General features: G+C 37.4%; 19 protein-coding genes. 11 read left to right on the top strand and 8 right to left on the bottom strand.

Annotated features, from left to right (window positions below):
- Positions 1-24: 24 nt before the first annotated feature.
- The 5 genes from ACULEU_RS11845 to ACULEU_RS11825 all read right to left on the bottom strand — a co-directional run bounded on the left by ACULEU_RS11845 (position 25) and on the right by ACULEU_RS11825 (position 4,849).
- Positions 25-2,067 (bottom strand): M3 family metallopeptidase, encoded by a 2,043-nt coding sequence (locus ACULEU_RS11845; protein WP_445452784.1) that lies wholly within the window; start codon positions 2,065-2,067, stop codon positions 25-27.
- An 80-nt stretch (positions 2,068-2,147) separates the two neighbouring features.
- Positions 2,148-2,483: an endonuclease domain-containing protein gene (locus ACULEU_RS11840; RefSeq protein WP_445452783.1), complete on the bottom strand. Its 336-nt coding sequence runs from the start codon at positions 2,481-2,483 to the stop codon at positions 2,148-2,150.
- A gap of 78 nt (positions 2,484-2,561) precedes the next feature.
- The gene (purE, locus tag ACULEU_RS11835) at positions 2,562-3,047 is read right to left on the bottom strand and encodes a 5-(carboxyamino)imidazole ribonucleotide mutase (RefSeq protein ID WP_445452782.1); all 486 of its coding nucleotides are present in this window, start codon (positions 3,045-3,047) and stop codon (positions 2,562-2,564) included.
- A 73-nt stretch (positions 3,048-3,120) separates the two neighbouring features.
- Positions 3,121-4,275, bottom strand: a complete 1,155-nt coding sequence (locus ACULEU_RS11830; protein WP_445452781.1) for a 5-(carboxyamino)imidazole ribonucleotide synthase — start codon at positions 4,273-4,275, stop codon at positions 3,121-3,123.
- Positions 4,276-4,315: 40 nt separating this feature from the next.
- Complete coding sequence (locus tag ACULEU_RS11825) at positions 4,316-4,849, bottom strand: hypothetical protein (protein ID WP_445452780.1); 534 nt, start codon at positions 4,847-4,849, stop codon at positions 4,316-4,318.
- A gap of 95 nt (positions 4,850-4,944) precedes the next feature.
- Between ACULEU_RS11825 and hpt the strand changes: the two genes are divergently transcribed.
- The 4 genes from hpt to obgE all read left to right on the top strand — a co-directional run bounded on the left by hpt (position 4,945) and on the right by obgE (position 8,594).
- Positions 4,945-5,475 (top strand): hypoxanthine phosphoribosyltransferase, encoded by a 531-nt coding sequence (hpt, locus tag ACULEU_RS11820; protein WP_445452779.1) that lies wholly within the window; start codon positions 4,945-4,947, stop codon positions 5,473-5,475.
- Positions 5,476-5,538: 63 nt separating this feature from the next.
- On the top strand, positions 5,539-6,111 hold the full coding sequence (locus ACULEU_RS11815; RefSeq protein ID WP_445452778.1) for an adenylate kinase: 573 nt from the start codon (positions 5,539-5,541) through the stop codon (positions 6,109-6,111).
- A 116-nt stretch (positions 6,112-6,227) separates the two neighbouring features.
- Complete coding sequence (locus ACULEU_RS11810; protein ID WP_445454851.1) at positions 6,228-7,451, top strand: hemolysin family protein; 1,224 nt, start codon at positions 6,228-6,230, stop codon at positions 7,449-7,451.
- Positions 7,452-7,559: 108 nt separating this feature from the next.
- Entirely contained in the window at positions 7,560-8,594 is a 1,035-nt protein-coding gene (gene obgE / locus ACULEU_RS11805; protein WP_445452777.1) for a GTPase ObgE, read from the top strand.
- Between the two features lie 55 nt (positions 8,595-8,649).
- On the opposite strand, the gene ACULEU_RS11800 is transcribed toward obgE, so the two are convergent.
- Positions 8,650-9,228 (bottom strand): outer membrane protein, encoded by a 579-nt coding sequence (locus ACULEU_RS11800; RefSeq protein ID WP_445452776.1) that lies wholly within the window; start codon positions 9,226-9,228, stop codon positions 8,650-8,652.
- Positions 9,229-9,434: 206 nt separating this feature from the next.
- Here ACULEU_RS11800 and ACULEU_RS11795 point away from each other — a divergent pair, with 206 nt between their 5' ends.
- From ACULEU_RS11795 to ACULEU_RS11785, 3 genes are all read left to right on the top strand, one after another.
- Positions 9,435-11,585, top strand: a complete 2,151-nt coding sequence (locus ACULEU_RS11795) for a S46 family peptidase (RefSeq protein ID WP_445452775.1) — start codon at positions 9,435-9,437, stop codon at positions 11,583-11,585.
- 157 nt (positions 11,586-11,742) lie between these two features.
- Entirely contained in the window at positions 11,743-12,405 is a 663-nt protein-coding gene (locus ACULEU_RS11790; protein WP_445452774.1) for a tetratricopeptide repeat protein, read from the top strand.
- The gene (locus tag ACULEU_RS11785) at positions 12,405-13,760 is read left to right on the top strand and encodes a UDP-N-acetylmuramate--L-alanine ligase (RefSeq protein ID WP_445452773.1); all 1,356 of its coding nucleotides are present in this window, start codon (positions 12,405-12,407) and stop codon (positions 13,758-13,760) included. The genes ACULEU_RS11790 and ACULEU_RS11785 overlap by 1 nt, the downstream gene beginning before the upstream one ends.
- Before the next feature lie 25 nt (positions 13,761-13,785).
- On the opposite strand, the gene ACULEU_RS11780 is transcribed toward ACULEU_RS11785, so the two are convergent.
- On the bottom strand, positions 13,786-14,400 hold the full coding sequence (locus ACULEU_RS11780; protein ID WP_445452772.1) for a DUF1287 domain-containing protein: 615 nt from the start codon (positions 14,398-14,400) through the stop codon (positions 13,786-13,788).
- Between the two features lie 111 nt (positions 14,401-14,511).
- On the opposite strand from ACULEU_RS11780, the gene radC reads away from it, so the two are divergent.
- The 3 genes from radC to ACULEU_RS11765 are packed head-to-tail and all read left to right on the top strand — an operon-like array spanning position 14,512 to position 16,558.
- Positions 14,512-15,141, top strand: a complete 630-nt coding sequence (gene radC, locus ACULEU_RS11775) for a RadC family protein (protein WP_445452771.1) — start codon at positions 14,512-14,514, stop codon at positions 15,139-15,141.
- Between the two features lie 3 nt (positions 15,142-15,144).
- On the top strand, positions 15,145-15,828 hold the full coding sequence (locus tag ACULEU_RS11770) for a YjjG family noncanonical pyrimidine nucleotidase (protein ID WP_445452770.1): 684 nt from the start codon (positions 15,145-15,147) through the stop codon (positions 15,826-15,828).
- A gap of 1 nt (position 15,829) precedes the next feature.
- Positions 15,830-16,558: a hypothetical protein gene (locus tag ACULEU_RS11765; RefSeq protein WP_445452769.1), complete on the top strand. Its 729-nt coding sequence runs from the start codon at positions 15,830-15,832 to the stop codon at positions 16,556-16,558.
- Here ACULEU_RS11765 and ACULEU_RS11760 read toward each other — a convergent pair.
- Positions 16,555-17,832 carry a replication-associated recombination protein A gene (locus ACULEU_RS11760; protein WP_445452768.1) on the bottom strand — a complete coding sequence of 426 codons (1,278 nt, stop codon included), beginning with the start codon at positions 17,830-17,832 and terminating at the stop codon, positions 16,555-16,557. The genes ACULEU_RS11765 and ACULEU_RS11760 overlap by 4 nt on opposite strands.
- 173 nt (positions 17,833-18,005) lie before the next feature.
- On the opposite strand from ACULEU_RS11760, the gene ACULEU_RS11755 reads away from it, so the two are divergent.
- Entirely contained in the window at positions 18,006-18,761 is a 756-nt protein-coding gene (locus tag ACULEU_RS11755; RefSeq protein WP_445452767.1) for a rhomboid family intramembrane serine protease, read from the top strand.
- The last annotated feature ends 44 nt before the right edge of the window (positions 18,762-18,805 follow it).

Genomic DNA, 18,805 nt, shown 5'->3' with positions numbered 1-18,805 from the left:
TAAATATCTAACAATCTAAGAAGTCTAAATCAATCCCGCTCGTTTCAACAGAGCTTCCGGTTTCGGTTCCTGTCCGCGGAAACGTTTGTATAATTCCATCGGTAATTCGGTACCGCCTTTAGATAGTACATTGTCTTTGAATTGGGTCGCGACTTCTTTATTAAAAATTCCTTTTTCTTGAAAATAGGCAAACGCATCAGCATCGAGAACCTCCGCCCATTTGTAGCTGTAATATCCCGAAGAATAACCGCCTTGGAAAATATGCGAAAACGAAACGCTCATACAGTTTTCTTCCACATCAGGATATAAATTAGTGCCTTCGAATGCAGCTTTTTCAAACGCTTTCACATCCGTAATCGCATTCGGATTATTGCTGTGAAATGCCATATCCAAAATTCCGAAACTCAATTGGCGTAGCGTTGCCATCCCTTCTAAAAAGCTCGCACTTTCTTTAATTTTATTGACATATTCCTGTGGAATTATTGCTCCGGTTTCATAGTGTTTGGCAAAAATCGCTAAGGCTTCTGGTTCGTAGCACCAGTTTTCCATAACCTGACTTGGCAATTCTACAAAGTCCCAATACACTGATGTTCCCGATAAACTCGGATACGTAGTGTTGGCTAACATGCCGTGTAGTGCGTGTCCAAATTCATGAAATAACGTCGTTACTTCATTAAAAGTTAGGAGCGAAGGTTTACTTTCCGTTGGAGGTGTAAAGTTGCACACAATAGAAACGTGTGGTCTTTCGTTAACACCCTCTTTAATGTATTGCGGTTTGAACGAAGTCATCCAGGCACCGTTGCGTTTTCCTTTTCTTGGGAAAAAGTCGGCGTAGAAAACAGCAACTAATTCGGATTTGGATTCCCGACTACTCGGGAATGACACTTCATAGGTTTGCACATCATCATGGTATTTGTCAATGTCAAAGACTTCCTTGAATGTGATTCCGAATAGTTTTTCGGCTACGGTAAAGGCTCCGTTCAGCACATTTTCCAGTTTGAAATACGGCTTTAATTGTTCGTCATCAAAATCGAAAAGCTTTTGTTTCAGTTTTTCCGAATAGTACGCGCCGTCCCATTTTTCCAATTGATCAATGCCGTCCAGTTCTTTGGCGAACGCAGTTAGTTGTTTAAATTCTTTTTCAGATGCTGGTTTGGCTTTGGCTAACAAATCATTCAAAAACGTTGTTACTTTTTCGGGAGTTTGCGCCATGCGTTCTTCGAGAACAAAATGCGAATGGGTTTCGTAGCCTAATAAATTGGCTCTTTCAAATCGAAGTTTGGCAATCTTCAGTGTAATTTCCTGATTGTCGTATTCGTTGTTTTGAAAGGCTTTTTTACCGTTGGCAATAGCCAATTCTTTTCGCAGTTCGCGATTATCGGCATAGGTCACAAACGGAATATAACTCGGGTAATCTAAAGTGAATATCCAACCTTCCAGATTTTTGGATTTGGCCAAACTCGCCGCTGCTTCGACAGTTCCTTCGGGCAAACCTTTTAGATCTTCTTGGTTGGTAATGTGTAGTTGATAGTTATTGGTTTCGGCCAAAACATTTTCACCATACGTTAGTTTTAGCTTGGCTAACTCGATATCAATTTCGCGTAGTCGCGTTTTTTTATCTTCTGAAAGTAAGGCACCGTTTCGGGAAAAACTTTTGAACTTTTTGTCTAATAAAGTCGCTTGTTCCGGACTTAATGTCAACATGTCTTTTTCTTCGTAAACGGCTTTTACGCGTTTGAATAAGTCTTCATTCAGCGCGATATCGTTGCTGAAAGCCGTCAATAGTGGTGAAACATTTTGTGCAATTTTTTGCATTTCGTCACTGGTTTCCGCCGAATTCAAGTTGAAGAAAATCGAGGACAACCGGTCTAAAGCTTCACCCGAAAAATCTAAAGCTTCAATGGTATTTTCAAAAGTTGGTGCTTCCGGATTGTTGGTAATGGCGTCAACCTCGGCGCGAGCTTTGGCAATGTTTTCCTCAAAAGCGGGCTGATAATCTTCTAATTTAATTTGGCTAAAAGGTGCCGTATTGTGTTTGGTATGGAATTTTTCTATTACGATTTTCATGTGTATGCTGAATTTAGTTCAGTATCTTTTAGTTTGTTTTTTTGTTCTTAAATTGTCCCCTTGAGGGGACTTTAGGGGTGTCATTTGTTCTTGAATAATGAAATAGTCTGTTCAATAGAAAGTAATACACTAAACATATTTTTTTTTACATCGATATCAGAAAATCTTAAAAAAGTAACCCCTAACTTTTCTAATTCTCCTTGTCTTGTGGCATCATATTCATATTTAAATTGATGGCTATCTCCGTCAATTTCGATTGCTAACATTAATTCATGGCAATAAAAATCTACTATGAAATTTGATAAAGGTACTTGCCTGTGGAATTGAACTTCGAATCCTTTATTTTTTATATTTTGCCAAAGCAAAACTTCTGATAAGGTTGAATTATTGCGAAGTAGCCTTGCATATTCTTTCAAATGCGGACTGTATGGAATAATTTTATTTCTCAAAACTTGTACACCCCTAAAGTCCCCTCAAGGGGACAATTATAACATTTATTTTTTCATTTCCTCCGATGCTTTATGCACCGCGTCTTTCAGGCTTTCTTTAAACGTAATGATTTTACCTTGTACGGATTTATCATGGCTTCCTATGATTTGCGCTGCCAGAATTCCGGCATTTTTGGCTCCGTTTAACGCCACAGTGGCCACGGGAACACCACCAGGCATTTGTAGAATAGACAAAACGGAGTCCCAACCGTCAATAGAATTGCTTGATTTTACCGGAACGCCAATGACTGGCAAAGGCGACATGGACGCTACCATTCCAGGTAAATGCGCAGCGCCACCGGCACCGGCAATGATTACCGAAATACCTCGAGTGTGTGCTTTTGTACTAAACTCAAATAATTTTTCCGGAGTTCGGTGTGCGGAAACGATGTCGACTTCGGTTTCGATGTCAAAACTTTTTAGGATGTCAATGGCTTCCTGCATGACGGGTAAATCTGATTTTGAACCCATGATTATGGCTACTTTGCTCATTATTGTGTATTTGGTTATAGGTGTATTTGGTTATTTGAAATCATCATTTTCAAATTTTCAAATCGGCACATTTTCAAATTGATATTACTCTAATCGTATTCTTTACTTCTTCAGCAATTTTTCTGGCTTCAGTCATGTTTTCATTGACGATGGTAACATGCCCCATTTTTCGGAACGGACGGGTTTCGCGTTTACCATAAATGTGTGGGGTTACACCATCAATAGCCATGATTTTTTCGATATTTTCATAGACCACTTGTCCCGCATAACCTTCTTCGCCGACCAAATTTACCATAATTCCGGCAACTTTACTATCCGTATTTCCCAAAGGTAAATTCAGAATGGCGCGGATATGATTTTCAAATTGAGAAGTATAACTGGCTTCGATGCTGTAATGTCCTGAATTGTGAGGTCTTGGCGCTACTTCGTTGACCAGAATGTCATCGTCTTTTGTTTGGAACATTTCTACCGCCAATAATCCGATATGATTGAAAGCTTTGGAAACGTTAAGGGCGATTTCGGTTGCTTTTTGAGCTACTTTTTCGTCAATTCGAGCCGGACAAATCACATATTCTACCTGATTGGCTTCGGGATGGAATTCCATTTCAACAACTGGATAGGTTTTGACTTCTCCCGAAACAGAACGAGCTATAATTACTGCCAATTCGTTTTTAAAAGGAACCATTTCTTCGGCGATGCATTCGACATCAGGAAGGGCAACTAAATCTACAGCAGAACGCACTATTTTTACGCCATTGCCATCATAACCAAATTGGGCGCATTTCCATACAAACGGAAATTCGAGTGTCTCATTTTCCAATGATTTTTTCAAATTGTTGAGGTCTACAAATCGCTGATGTGGTGCAGTTGGAATACTATTATCTTCATAAAAATCCTTTTGCTTTCCTTTGTTTTGAATCAGTCGTAGCGTTTTTGGCGATGGGTAAACAGGCAATCCTTCTGCTTCTAATGTATCTAAAGCATCCAAATTGACGTTTTCAATTTCAATTGTCAGGAGTTGTACTCTTTTACCAAATTCATAAACCGTATCAAAATCCATCAGATTGCCCATAAAGAATTGTTTGGCGCCAAATTGTGATGGAGCTTCTTTGCTGGGGTCGAGGATATAGGTTTGAATATCGAATTTTCGGGTTTCGGCTAAAAGCATTTTGCCAAGCTGTCCGCCACCGAGGATTCCCAGTTTAAAATCGGAGGAGAAATAATTCATTGTAGTTGTGTTTGCGCAAAGATAAGTAACATTTAAAAAATTATCGCAAACGTTTTAAAAGGTCTTTAACAGCACCGCGATATCCTGGCGTTTGGTTTTCGAATTCCCGCGAAAGAATAAGTTGTAGTTCGTCATTTATCCAAGGATATTTTTTTCCGAATTGATACAGCGCTCTCATACTGTAGGCTGCATTAGCGGCTTTGTCTGTTTGTATCAGCCAGTCCAAGCAAGCTTCTATGATTTTTTCTTCCTGAATTTCTGTTAAAACAATTGCTTTGCTTTTGGAGAGAAATAGACAAATTTTTGAAAGGGAGCGAATGGCTGAATCGGAGCGGTACTTGGCTAAGACATTGCAAAAGGAATCCAAAAAAGGCTTTATAAGTTCGATGCGTTCTTCCAAAACCAATTCCAAAATCCAACAGGCTTTGTGATGGTTTTTATCGGTGACGTTGATGCTGATTTCTAATAAATCCTTTAAAAATTCAGGGTTTTGGAAAATGAAATCTTTGTTGTCGTCTCTGCTTTTTCGGTGCGCAGTGCTATTGGCAATAACTTTATAATAGTCGGTATTCATTTGGTAAATATACCAATTTTACAAAAAAGTTAAAATACTTGGCTCTTGATACTCAATACTTGTGTAAATTTGCACCTTATTTTAAAACGAAACACATGATACATCTTCACGACAAAACTTTCGAGCCTTTTATCTCTTCTGAAGAAATTGATTTTGCGATTAAGAATATGGCCAAGCAAATGGATGACGATTTTTTTGATGAAGTTCCGGTTTTCATTGGCGTTTTAAACGGAGCTTTTATGGTATTGTCCGATTTGATGAAACAATATCGCGGTATGTGTGAAGTTAGTTTTGTAAAAATGGCTTCGTATGAAGGAACAGAATCCACTAACGATATTAAGCAATTAATTGGGTTGAACCAAGATTTAGAAGGAAGAACGGTCGTTATTGTTGAAGATATCGTAGACACCGGAAATACTGTTGAAGAGTTGAAAGCGATTTTCAAAGAGAAAAAAGTAAAGCATCTAAAAATTGCAACCTTATTCTTCAAGCCTGAAGCGTATAAAAAAGACATTAAAATAGATTATATCGGAATCCGAATCCCGAATAAATTTATTGTTGGCTACGGATTAGACTATGATGGATTGGGCAGAAACTTACCAGATATTTATCAATTAGCGCAATAAAAAATGCTTAAGAGTATCAAAGAATATTATAAAAAGTTACTAAAATATTTAAGGTTATATAAAATGATTAACATCGTTCTTTTCGGAAAACCAGGTGCAGGAAAAGGCACACAAGCTGAATTTTTAAAAGAGAAATACAATCTGACACATCTTTCAACCGGAGACATTTTCAGATACAATATCAAAAACGAAACTGAATTGGGTCAATTAGCCAAAACCTATATGGATAAAGGTGATTTGGTTCCGGATGAAGTGACTATTCAGATGTTACAAAGCGAAGTAGATCAAAATCCGGATTCGGATGGCTTTTTATTCGACGGTTTCCCAAGAACAATTGCCCAAGCGGAAGCGTTAGACGCATTTTTAAAATCGAAGAATCAAAAAATAACCGCAACAGTTGCTTTGGAAGCAGATGATAATATCTTGGTGGCACGTTTGTTAGAAAGGGGAAAAACCTCAGGCAGACCAGACGATCAGGACGAAGAAAAAATCAGAAACCGTTATCAGGAATACAACGAAAAAACAGCACCTTTGATGGATTATTACAAAGCACAAGGGAAGTTTCACGCAGTGGACGGCATTGGTTCGATAGCAGAAGTAACGGAACGTTTAACTAACGTTTTTGACAAACTTTAAAACACAATTTAGTTAGAGCTTATGCAGCAACTCATAACTCATAACTCATAACTCATAACTCGAAAGTGGAAATACTGATTATACTTTTTTTAATCCTGTTGAATGGCGTTTTTTCGATGTCGGAAATTGCATTGATTTCGGCACGTAAAAATCGTTTGGAAACGGCGGCTAAAAAAGGAAATGCGAATGCCAAAGTAGCCTTGGAACTCGCCAATTCTCCTAATAAATTTCTCTCAACAGTTCAAATCGGAATCACCCTTATCGGAATTTTGACCGGTATTTATTCGGGTGACAAAATCACGACGGATGTGAGACTTTTTGTAGAGAGTTTTGCTTCGTTGAAGCCCTATGCAGAAACTATTTCAGTGGGAATTGTGGTGGTAATTTTGACGTTCTTTTCTCTGGTTTTAGGCGAATTATTGCCCAAAAGAATTGGACTCAATTATCCTGAAGCGATTGCAAAAGGGGTAGCCGTTCCGATGAAAGTGGTTTCTATTGTAACAGCGCCTTTTATTTGGTTGTTGACCATTTCTACCGAAGGCATCCTGAAAGTTTTAAATATTAAACCGACAGCCGACGGCAAAGTGACCGAAGAAGAAATTAAGGCTATCATCAAAGAAGGCACCGAAGGCGGAGAAGTTCAGGAAATAGAGCAAGATATTGTGGAACGGGTTTTCCATATTGGTGATCGTAAAATCAACTCGCTAATGACGCACCGACAATCCATCGTGTACCTTTCTTATGAAGATACTGTTGAGGAATTGAAGGAGAAAGTTTTAGCCGAATTGCATTCGGTTTATCCGGTGTGCAGAGACAATATGGATGATGTTGAAGGTGTGGTATTACTTAAAGATTTGTTTGCTAGTTTTGAAAAAGGCAAATTCAATTTAAAATCGATTACCAAAACGCCGGTTTATCTTATTGAGCATACTTCAGCTTATAAAGCGTTAGAAAATTTTAAAAAATCAAAAGTGCATTATGCTTTTGTAACCGATGAATACGGTGTTTTTCAAGGCATTATTACGCTAAATGATATTTTAGAAGCCTTAGTGGGTGATGCAGCTGATTTTGATGAAGATGAGTATCAACTCATCGCTCGCGAAGACGGATCGTGGTTGGTAGACGGACTATATTCGCTCCACGATTTCCTTACGTATTTTGATATGGACGATTTGACCAATGATTATGAAGTGACCACCGTGAGCGGACTCATCATGACCGAAATGGGTAAAATTCCGATTCAAGGAGAAAAACTCGTTTGGAACAAATTGACATTAGAAATCATCGATATGGATGGTGTGAAAATAGATAAAGTACTGGTAAAAGCATTAAAGGAATAAATAAGTTGACAGTCACAGTAGCAGTTTACAGTAGTTGTAAATAGTGAACTGAGACTGAATACTGAGACTGACACGAGCGCAGCGAACTGACGCAGTAATACTGAAATTATGACAGAGGGCAATTTTGTAGATTACGTAAAAATATATGTTTCTTCCGGAAAAGGAGGAAAGGGTTCATCGCATCTACACAGAGAGAAGTTTATTGAAAAAGGCGGTCCCGATGGTGGTGATGGCGGTCGTGGAGGACATGTGATTTTAAAAGGGAATAAAAGTCTGTGGACTTTGTTTCACCTTAAATTTGCACGTCATGTCAAAGCTGGTCATGGTGGTGACGGAGGAAGTTCTAGAAGTACAGGACATGACGGCGAAGATAAAGTTATTGAAGTGCCCTTAGGAACGGTAGTTCGCGATAAGGAAACGGAAGAAATTTTGTTTGAAATCACGGAGCACGGAGAAGAACGAATTTTGCTAAAAGGAGGAAAAGGCGGTCTAGGAAACTGGCATTTCAGAAGTTCTACGAATCAAACACCGCGGTATGCCCAACCCGGAATGCCGACCGAAGAAATGGACGTAATATTGGAACTAAAAGTATTGGCAGACGTTGGTTTGGTAGGTTTTCCCAATGCAGGGAAATCGACGCTACTTTCTGTACTAACCTCTGCGAAACCCAAAATTGCCGATTATCCGTTTACCACTTTAAAACCTAATTTGGGCATTGTAGCTTATCGTGAATTTAAGTCATTTGTTATGGCAGATATTCCCGGAATTATTGAAGGAGCAGCCGAAGGTAAAGGATTAGGACATTATTTTCTGCGACACATCGAACGCAACTCAACATTGCTATTTTTGGTTCCGGCTGATGCCGATGATATCAAAAAGGAATACGAAATTCTATTAGACGAATTGCGCCGTTATAATCCTGAAATGTTAGACAAAGACCGATTGATTGTCGTTTCAAAATGCGATATGTTGGATGACGAATTGAAAGCCGAATTAAAAAATCAACTCGATAAAGAATTTAAAGGAACACCGTACTTGTTTATCTCCTCGGTAGCCAATCAAGGGTTAACCGAGCTAAAAGACAAACTTTGGGAAATGCTTAATGTAGACACCGAAGAACCCGAAAATAGTCATGGTATCTAGATAAAAAATCCCGCTGAAAGGCGGGATTTTTTTATACAAAACAAACACATTCAGATTAGAATCTGTAACCCAAACCAAATTTTATTAGATTGGCGGTAGTGTTATACTTATTGTCCGGAACACCTAGAGGTGTATTCCCAATTTTTATGCCATCATATTGAAGCTGAGCAAACATTTTTTTGGTGAAATCAAAAGAAAAAGAGATGTTGTAATTAATACCACTCAAACTCTGTGATTCGTTGATGCTTTCAGGGCCTTCACCGGTAAATCCATTTCCTTTTGATGTGAATTTCATAAAAGTATATCCCAAACCAAGAGCAGGGTGAAATCTTGGAAGACCTTTTAATTTCAATTCTCCAAATAGTCTTGGTTGGAAATTATAATTTTTGGTATCAAATCGGATATCAGGTTCATTTAATGAATAGGTCAAGTAATTGATGTTTAAGGAAGCACCAAAAACAAAGTCTGTTTTGTCAGAAAACCTGTATTTGAAGCCAACATCAATTAAACCTTTGTAATTACCAATAAAATTCTCACCGGTCGGAATTGGGTAATTCAATTCAACTGACGCTTTTTCTTGTGCCAATGTTTGTAAGGCTAGAACGAAAAGTAAAAGAGTAATAATTTTTTTCATGTCGCGTGATTAGAGTGCTAATATAGAAAACTTTCTCGGACGTAAACAAAAGCAAAAGCACTACATCGTTGTAGTTTTATCAAATTATTTTAAAATAATTTCTTTAAAAAAAGTATCTTCGCGCTGCTTTTTCCTCGTAGTTATTGTAACAAATAACAGGAATAGCAGACTACTAGCATTCAATCTAATAACTTATTAAATCAAAAATGAAAAAGATTATTTTATCTCTTATCGTTGGAATCCTCTTAATGCCAATAAGCATGAAAGCCAACGAAGGAATGTGGTTCCTTATGTTTATTGAAAGGTTAAACCACCGCGACATGCAAAAAATGGGCTTGCAATTGACAGCCGAAGAAATCTACAGCATCAACAACCACAGCTTAAAAGATGCTATTGTCCAGTTTAATGGAGGTTGTACAGCCGAAATTGTTTCTAAAGACGGTTTGGTTTTGACCAATCATCACTGTGGATACGATGCCATAGCGGAACTTTCTACTGCTGAAAAAAATCTGTTGAAAGATGGCTTTTGGGCAGAAAACAGAAAAGCTGAGATAAAACCATCAAGCTTGTTCGTTCGTTTCTTTGTTCGTATGGATGATGTATCCAAAAGAATTTTATCAAAAGTAAATCCATCCATGTCTGAGGCTGATAGAGAAAAAGCCATCAATGCTGAGATTGCTTTGATTGAGAAAGAAAACAACGAAGGAGGAAAATATACTGTATCTGTTCGTCCTTTCTTTCAAGGAAATGAATACTACTATTTCGTATATCAAGATTATAAAGATGTTCGTTTAGTAGGAACACCACCGGAAAGCATCGGAAAATTTGGTGGCGATACGGATAACTGGGAATGGCCACGTCATACAGGAGATTTTTCAATGTTCAGAGTATATGCCGATAAAGATGGAAATCCGGCTGCTTACTCCGAAAACAATGTTCCATTACAACCAAAACACCACTTACCGGTTAATTTGGGTGGCGTAAAAGAAAATGACTTTGCAATGATTTTGGGTTATCCAGGACGAACCAATCGTTGGATGCCAGCAGGAGGGATTGAGCAAAACGTAAAATTTGCTTATCCTGCTTGGGTTGAAGGTGCTAAAACCGGAATGGACAACATGAAAAAGTATATGGATCAAAGCGATGCTTTAAATCTAGTATATGCTTCTAAATATGCTTCGACAGCCAATTATTGGAAAAACCGTCAGGGAATGATTGATGCGTTAACAAAATTTGGAACATCAAAAACAAAAGCAGCACAAGAAGCTAAATTCAATTCATGGGCCAACAAATCTGAAAATAAAGCCAAGTATGGCAATGTGGTTCCCACAATAAATAAGTATTATGCACTGACTAACGAAAAGGCTAGACATGACAACTATTTGCAACAATTATTCAGAACGAGTGCGTTTGGAGCTATCGGAAGAACTTTGGGCCGTCAATTAGAAAACTACGTTAAAGCTGATCCGGCAAAACGTGCTCAGTTGGCTCCGGCTATTGAAGAAATGACTGCTGAAATGCTTAAAGAAACGCATTTGCCTGCAGAGAAAGATATCTTAGCAGCGCAGTTAAAATTATATACTACAAAATCTATAGGATATGCTGTAGCTCCAGTAGCAAAAAAGATTGGTGAGGAAAACAACAACGATTTTACGAAATATGTAAACGCAGCTTTTGATTTAAGTCTTTTCACTTCTATCGAAAGAGTAAAAGCATTCTTAGCGATTCCAAGTCAGGGTATTTTAGATAATGATCCTTTGTATGTACTTTCAAATGATTTGACAACTCACTTTAATTCAAAGTCTGACGACATTGCCAAAGCACAAAACGATTTTGGAGCTTCTTTCCGTCTTTTAGTAGAAGGTTTAAGAGAGTCAAAAATTGGAACAATCCAATATCCGGATGCCAATTCTACCTTGCGTTTGACGTATGGAAAAGTTCGTTCTTTACCAGCAGACAAACGTAACGATGCCAAAATTAACAACTACACCACTTTGGATGGACAAGTAAAAAAATACAAAAAAGGAGATCAGGAGTTTGATTTACCAGTGAAGGTTTTGGAAATGAACAAAAGCAAAAACTACGGAAGATTTGCGGACAAAGATGGTTCTCTTCATGTGAATTTCTTAACGGATAACGATATCACCGGAGGAAACTCAGGATCACCGGTTCTTAACGGAAAAGGAGAGTTAATAGGTTTGGCCTTCGATGGTAATATTGAAGCTATGGCGGGAGACGTTATTTTTGACGCTAAACTACAAAGAACAATCAACGTTGATATTCGCTACGTACTTTGGGTAATCGAGAATTTCTCAGGTGCTAAGCACATTGTAGACGAAATGACTTTGGTAAAATAAAGTTTCTTATACTATTTATAAAATCCGTTCTGAATTATTTTGGAACGGATTTTTTTTAAGTTAAACTTTTAAGGGAATAGTAATAAAAAACTACATTTGTTTTAGTAGAGACTCATCAATGAAAATAATAGTGTTTTTTGTTTTTTTAGTACCGACAATGATTTTCTCACAAACCAATTTTGAGAAGGCAGAGAAGTTGTTTCATCAAGATAAGTATGCTCAGGCAAAGCCTATTTTTGAAAGCATTCTCTCAGAAAACCCTAATCACCTTAAAACTTTAGAGTATTTAGGCGATATAGAAGGTAACTATAAATCTTGGGATAAAGCCATGAGTTATTATGGTAAATTGAAAAGCCTGAATCCATCAAACGCTACTTATTATTATAAATATGGAGGATGTCTCGGAATGAAAGCTAAAGAAAGCAACAAATTCAAGGCTCTCGGAATGATTGACGATATCAAAGGGTCTTTTGAAAAAGCCATTCAACTCAATCCAAACCATATTGAAGCTCGTTGGGCGTTAATAGAATTGTATCTTCAGTTACCCGGAATTGTGGGTGGTAGTGAACGCAAAGCCGATAAATATGCTTCGGAATTATTAAAAATATCTCCAGTTGACGGCTATCTTGCTAAAGGACATATTGCCGAATATTTCGACAGATTTAAAGAGGCTGAAAAACAGTATAACAAAGCGATTGCAGTAAGTGGTGGCTCTAAGACAAGTTATCAGAAATTAGCAGATTTATACAAAAACAAAATGAATCAGCCACAGAAAGCCAAAATCGTATTAGAAAATTATCAAGAACGAAACAAATCATAATGAGAACTCATTTTATTGCCATTGGTGGAGCTGCTATGCACAATCTAGCATTAGCATTACACAATAAAGGATATCAGGTTACAGGAAGTGATGATGCTATATTTGAACCATCCAAATCAAGATTAGAAAAAAAAGGTTTATTACCTACTGAAATGGGTTGGTTTCCCGAAAAAATCACTTCAGATATTCAAGCTGTCATACTCGGAATGCACGCCAAAGCTGATAATCCGGAACTAGTAAAAGCTCAGGAGTTAGGCCTGAAAATTTATTCTTATCCAGAATTTTTATACGAACAGTCCAAAAACAAAACTCGTGTTGTTATTGGCGGTTCACACGGAAAAACGACTATTACTTCGATGATATTACACGTCATGCACTATCACAATATTGAAGTGGACTATATGGTTGGTGCGCAACTGGAAGGTTTTGATACGATGGTTCATCTGACGCATGACAATGATTTTATCGTATTAGAAGGCGATGAATACCTGTCGTCACCTATTGATAGAAGACCTAAATTTCATTTGTATCAACCGAATATAGCGCTTTTATCAGGAATTGCCTGGGACCATATTAATGTATTTCCCACTTTTGATAACTATGTGGAGCAGTTTGAAATCTTTGTCGATCAAATCACCAAAGGCGGCATTTTAGTTTACAACGAAGAAGATGAAACCGTTAAAAAAGTTGCAGAGGAAAGTACCAATACCATCAGAAGATTGCCTTATCAAACTCCGAGTTACACTGTTCAGGATGGAACTACATTGTTAGACACACCCGAAGGACCAATGCCTATTGAGGTTTTTGGAGCACACAATCTGAATAATTTGGCTGGGGCCAAATGGATTTGCCAAAATATGGGTGTAGATGAAGCCGATTTTTATGAAGCTATTGCTAGTTTTAAAGGCGCTTCCAAACGTCTGGAGAAAATAGCCGAAGGAAAAGGGAAAGTAGCTTATAAAGATTTTGCCCATTCTCCGAGTAAAGTTGCTGCCACAACGAAAGCCGTAAAAGCACAATATCCAGACCGAAAACTAGTGGCTTGTTTGGAATTGCATACCTACAGTAGTTTGAATCCTGAATTCCTTAAAGAATATGAAGGAGCTTTGGATGCAGCAGATGTGGCGGTAGTATTCTATTCGCCTGATGCGGTCAAAATTAAGCAGCTAGAGGAAATAACTTTTGATCAAATTGCACAATCTTTCAAGCGTGATGATTTGGTCATTTATACCAATCCGGCTGCGTTTAAAGAGTTTCTTTTTGGATACGATCTCAACAATTCGGCTTTGCTATTGATGAGTTCCGGTAATTATGGCGGATTGAATTTTGATGAAGTAAAAACACTAATTAATTAATTTGAAGAGATATCTCATTTTCAAATCATTTTCCATATTTGAAATGCCCAACAATATCCCATTCCAATAGGCAATCTTCTATAACCTGTCCATTGCCCACATTATGAACAATCATCAGACGCTTTCCGTCTGGTGATTTTTTATGGGTAATAATGCCAATATGTGGTAATTTTCCATTAATCATCCATGTGACTATTTCTCCCGGTTTATAATCGGTAGCTTTATCTGTAACGGATAATTTTTCTCCTTTTCGGGTGAAGAAAACTTCCAAGTTAGGAACCCTTCTATGATCAATGTTGGTGTCCGGTTTTTTCAGTCCCCATTTTTTAAGATTGGGATATTGAGAGAAATTGGCTTTTAAATCTTCATGAACTTCTTTTTGCAGATCGATGCCCAACTTTCGGTACGCTCTTATGACGACATCGGTACAAACTCCCGTTTTAGCTGGAACATCTCCCATGGGATATTTTATCGAAATATAATCCGGAGTATATTTTACTTCAGAATCTATAATAGCAATAGCAGCGTTTGAAAGTTTGTTTGCAAAAGAATCAGGCTTTGTTGAAACGGATGCATTTTTTGTAGTAAAACTAAAAGTAAAAAGCACCAATAAAGTAAGCAAAAAGTGTACGTTTTTCATTTTTTTAGTTTTTAAATTTATAACGTAAAAATCTTAGATAACGTATTTCATTTGGAACAAAATTTCTCCATAAAAAACTGGGCTGAAGACGATAAGCCGCGCGAAAAGCTAATGCTAAAAGGGAAAACAACTTTAAGCGATGCCGAGTTGGTGGCTATTCTCATTGGCTCCGGAAGCCGAAACGAAAGTGCGGTAAGTTTAAGCAAACGGATTTTGGCAAGCGTAGAAAATAATCTCAATGCTTTAGGAAAATTGTCGTTAAAGCAATTAATGGAGTTCAAAGGAATTGGTGAAGCCAAAGCCATTACCATTGTTGCAGCTTTAGAATTAGGGCGTAGACGCAGAGCAGAAGAAACTATTGAACTGTTTAAAATTAACTCAAGCAAAGCCGTTTTCGAAATTATGCAGCCTATCATCGGAGAACTACCTCACGAAGAATTTTGGGTTCTCTATCTTAATAATTCCAATAAAGTGATTTATAAATCACAACTTTCTAAGGGTGGTATTACCGGAACCGTAGTTGATGTGAGATTAATTTTCAAAACCGCATTGGAACATAATGCTACTTCCGTAATTTTGTCACACAACCATCCTTCGGGAAAACTCTTAGCCAGTGATGCTGACAAAGAAATTACCAAAAAGCTTAAATTGGCAGGAGAACAGTTAGACATCAAAGTGCTCGACCATGTTATTATAACCGAAACGGGCTATTTGAGCTTTCAGGATGAAGGAATTTTTTAAAATATGAAACACATTACCGATATTTTTTTCGACTTAGATCACACGCTTTGGGATTTTGATGCTAATTCCGTTTTGGCTTTTGATAAAATCTTTCGTAAAGCGCATCCCACTATTGATGTCCATCAGTTTATTGAAATTTACGCTCCTATAAATCAGGCCTGTTGGAAATTGTATCAGGTTGATCAAATGACACACGAGGAATTGCGTTATCAACGTTTGAAACAATCCTTTGATGCGATGGATTATGTTATTTCTGATGCTGAAATCGATACAATATCCCATGATTACATTGAGTATTTGCCGGATAACAATCGACTATTTGATGGTGCTATAGAAATTTTAGAATATTTGCAACCAAAATACAATTTGCACATCATTACTAATGGTTTCGCTGAAGTACAAAGCAAGAAAATAGCCAAGTCGGACTTAGGACACTATTTTAAAACCATTACCAATTCGGAAATGGCCGGAGTCAAAAAGCCGCATCCTAACATATTTGAATTTGCCTTATCTTTGGCTAAGGTCAAAAAAGAAAATGCCATAATGATAGGAGATTGCATCGATGCAGATGTTCGAGGTGCTCTTGATTTTGGAATGGAGGCTATTTTGTTTGATGATAAAGCTGTTCATTCTGTAAAAGAAATCAAGGTTATTAATCATTTATTAGAATTAAAAAAGATATTATAATATGAAGAAGTTTATAGTGTTACTTGTTTTACTCGTTTCAGTTTCCGGAATTTCACAATCAGTGAATGACTTTCAGTATGTTATTGTGCCAACTAAGTTCACAGGTTTTAAAGAAAATGATAAGTATAGGTTGAATTCGACCACCAAAATGCTTTTGGAAAAACATGGATTTAAAGTCTTTATGAGTACAGAAGATATTCCAAACGACATTGGAAATAATTGCAACCGATTGTATGCCGACTTGTTACAGGATAATGATTTTATGATTACAAAGCTTAAATTGGTGCTTAAAGACTGCAAAGAGAAAGTGATTTTTGAAACCGATTTTGGAAAAAGTCGCGAAAAGGAATATGGTGTTGCCTATAACCAAGCATTGAGAGAAACTTCAAAATCGTTTGATAAATTAAATTACAAATACAACGGAAAAAATGGAACTGCTAATGAACCTGCAACTACGTCAACTCAAGTTGAGACGGTGAATAGTGCAATTGCTGCTTCCGTAAATAATCAAGAGACTTTTTACTTTGCACAACCAACAGCTACTGGTTTTCAAATTATAGATGCGGAGCCAAAAGTAATTATGCGTTTGTTCAACACGTCGCAAAAAGACGTGTTCATTGTTCAAAAAGGAGCAATCAACGGTGTCTTACTCACTAAAAATGGGCAATGGTTTTTTGAATATTACGAAAACGGGAAGTTGTTTTCAGAAACGTTGCAACTTAAGTTTTAATACCCGTATTTATCTTTCCAACGATTCTTTAAAAAAGTGCGGAGTTCGTTTTCACGAGCATTGTTTCCGGGTTTGTAAAAAGAAGTGTTTTTGATTTCGTCTGGCAAATATTCTTGTTCAGCAAAGTTGTTGGAATAGTTATGAGAATACAGATATTCTTCGCCATAACCCAATTCCTTCATTAATTTGGTAGGCGCATTGCGCAAATGAATCGGCACCGATAAATCGCCTGTTTGTTTCACCATTTGTTGTGCTTCGCCAATAGCCATGTAACTGGCATTGCTTTTAGCAGAAGTTGCTAAATACACCGCGCACTGACTCAATATTATTCTGCTTTCCGGATTACCGATAGTTGCAACAGCCTGAAACGTATTGTTGGCCATGATGAAAGCCGTTGGATTCGCATTGCCAATATCTTCACTAGATAATATCAACATTCGTCGAGCAATAAATTTTACATCTTCACCACCTTCAATCATACGCGCTAGCCAATAAACAGCACCGTTTGGATCACTTCCGCGGATTGATTTTATAAATGCCGAAACAATGTCATAATGCTGCTCACCTGTTTTATCATAAAGTACAGTGTTTTGCTGTACCAATTCAAAAACTTTGTCATTAGTAATCGTAATTTGACCTTCAGGGCTGGCGTTTACGACGAGTTCAAAAATATTTAATAGTTTGCGTCCATCACCACCGGAAAGTCGCAGTAATGCCTCTGTTTCCTTGAGTTTTATTTTTTTGGAAGCCAAATACGTGTCTTCTTTCATCGCGCGTTGCAATAAAGCCAATAAATCTTCTTTTGAAAATGGATTTAGAATATACACCTGACAACGTGACAAAAGAGCCGGGATGACTTCAAAACTTGGGTTTTCTGTAGTAGCTCCTATTAAGGTTACCCATCCTTTTTCTACAGCAGCCAGTAAGGAATCTTGTTGGGATTTGCTAAAGCGATGTATCTCATCGATAAATAAAATGGGATTTTTTGCCGTAAACAATCCGCCACTTTGTTTGGCTTTTTCAATAACATCGCGAATGTCTTTTACGCCACTATTGATAGCGCTCAATTCATAAAAAGGGCGATTGCTTTGCTTGGCAATAATCTGAGCTAACGTTGTTTTTCCAGTTCCGGGAGAACCCCAAAATATCATTGACGGAATGATTCCTCTTGCTATTTGTTGCGTCAGAGAACCGTTCTCGCCAACCAGATGCAACTGACTGATATAATCTTCTAAACGTTGAGGTCTGATGCGTTCGGCAAGTGGTGCTTCCATTTTTGATTTGATAAATTGGGAATTTGAAGATTTGAAAAATAAGCCCAATACTATCACAAATTTAACCATATTGTTTAATAATTTTCAAATTTTCAAATTTTGTCTGACAAATTAGCATTGCTTTTAGTTTGGCTGTATTTTTGACTATAGCAAAATGATTTTTTTTTGTGATTATGAATAACGATTACCATCATTTTAAGTTTACACCATCGGTTTGGCTTGTGCCTTCTTTTTTGCTTATTGTGATATGGGCGGTTTTTTTGTTTGAAAGAAGTTTCAATATCGATTTAACTTCTCATGGAATTTTTCCACGAGCGTTCTCCGGATTGCAGGGTTTGGCTTTTAGTCCGTTTCTTCATGGAGATTTAAATCATATTGCCAACAATTCACTTCCTCTTTTTATACTTACAACAGCGCTGATTTATTTTTACAGAGATGTTTCGCTGAAGGTTCTGTTTTATGGTATTTTGCTATCCGGATTAATCACCTGGGTAATTGGAAGAGAATCGTTTCATATTGGCGCCAGTGGTTTAATTTATGTGTTGGTGTCTTTTATTTTCTTTAAAGGAATGATGACCAAGTATTACCGATTGATGGCTTTATCGTTAACGGTAGTGATGCTGTATGGCGGTATGATTTGGTACGTATTTCCTGAAGTGGATAAACAAATTTCGTGGGAAGGGCATTTGGCTGGATTAGTTACAGGATTTTTTTTTGCGATACGTTTTAAAACGCCTGATTATAAAGAGTCTATTCGATACGAATGGGAAAAGCCTGATTTTAATCCGGAGGACGATATGTTTATGAAGCACTTTGACGAAAACGGCAATTTTGTTAATACTCCTGAACCTGAGGAAGAAATTGCAGAGATTCCAACTTTAGGGCCAAACTACATCTATCATTTTAAAGAAGCAACAGAAGATAATTAGGTTGTCGCGGATTCTTATCCATTTTCGACTTCACTTGTGACCAA

This window comes from Flavobacterium sp. 25HG05S-40, from assembly GCF_052654735.1.
Note: the sequence above shows the minus strand (reverse complement) of the source record. Positions and strands in the feature narration are given on the sequence as shown.

What these genes read in the sequence shown, in the direction of transcription:
- ACULEU_RS11845 (WP_445452784.1), bottom strand. Translation starts at nt 2,067, where the DNA reads ATGAAAATCGTAATAGAAAAATTCCATACCAAACACAATACGGCACCT.
- purE (WP_445452782.1), bottom strand. Translation starts at nt 3,047, where the DNA reads ATGAGCAAAGTAGCCATAATCATGGGTTCAAAATCAGATTTACCCGTC.
- ACULEU_RS11830 (WP_445452781.1), bottom strand. Translation starts at nt 4,275, where the DNA reads ATGAATTATTTCTCCTCCGATTTTAAACTGGGAATCCTCGGTGGCGGA.
- ACULEU_RS11825 (WP_445452780.1), bottom strand. Translation starts at nt 4,849, where the DNA reads ATGAATACCGACTATTATAAAGTTATTGCCAATAGCACTGCGCACCGA.
- hpt (WP_445452779.1), top strand. Translation starts at nt 4,945, where the DNA reads ATGATACATCTTCACGACAAAACTTTCGAGCCTTTTATCTCTTCTGAA.
- ACULEU_RS11815 (WP_445452778.1), top strand. Translation starts at nt 5,539, where the DNA reads ATGATTAACATCGTTCTTTTCGGAAAACCAGGTGCAGGAAAAGGCACA.
- ACULEU_RS11810 (WP_445454851.1), top strand. Translation starts at nt 6,228, where the DNA reads ATGTCGGAAATTGCATTGATTTCGGCACGTAAAAATCGTTTGGAAACG.
- obgE (WP_445452777.1), top strand. Translation starts at nt 7,560, where the DNA reads ATGACAGAGGGCAATTTTGTAGATTACGTAAAAATATATGTTTCTTCC.
- ACULEU_RS11800 (WP_445452776.1), bottom strand. Translation starts at nt 9,228, where the DNA reads ATGAAAAAAATTATTACTCTTTTACTTTTCGTTCTAGCCTTACAAACA.
- ACULEU_RS11795 (WP_445452775.1), top strand. Translation starts at nt 9,435, where the DNA reads ATGAAAAAGATTATTTTATCTCTTATCGTTGGAATCCTCTTAATGCCA.
- ACULEU_RS11790 (WP_445452774.1), top strand. Translation starts at nt 11,743, where the DNA reads ATGATTTTCTCACAAACCAATTTTGAGAAGGCAGAGAAGTTGTTTCAT.
- ACULEU_RS11785 (WP_445452773.1), top strand. Translation starts at nt 12,405, where the DNA reads ATGAGAACTCATTTTATTGCCATTGGTGGAGCTGCTATGCACAATCTA.
- ACULEU_RS11780 (WP_445452772.1), bottom strand. Translation starts at nt 14,400, where the DNA reads ATGAAAAACGTACACTTTTTGCTTACTTTATTGGTGCTTTTTACTTTT.
- radC (WP_445452771.1), top strand. Translation starts at nt 14,512, where the DNA reads ATGCTAAAAGGGAAAACAACTTTAAGCGATGCCGAGTTGGTGGCTATT.
- ACULEU_RS11770 (WP_445452770.1), top strand. Translation starts at nt 15,145, where the DNA reads ATGAAACACATTACCGATATTTTTTTCGACTTAGATCACACGCTTTGG.
- ACULEU_RS11765 (WP_445452769.1), top strand. Translation starts at nt 15,830, where the DNA reads ATGAAGAAGTTTATAGTGTTACTTGTTTTACTCGTTTCAGTTTCCGGA.
- ACULEU_RS11760 (WP_445452768.1), bottom strand. Translation starts at nt 17,832, where the DNA reads ATGGAAGCACCACTTGCCGAACGCATCAGACCTCAACGTTTAGAAGAT.
- ACULEU_RS11755 (WP_445452767.1), top strand. Translation starts at nt 18,006, where the DNA reads ATGAATAACGATTACCATCATTTTAAGTTTACACCATCGGTTTGGCTT.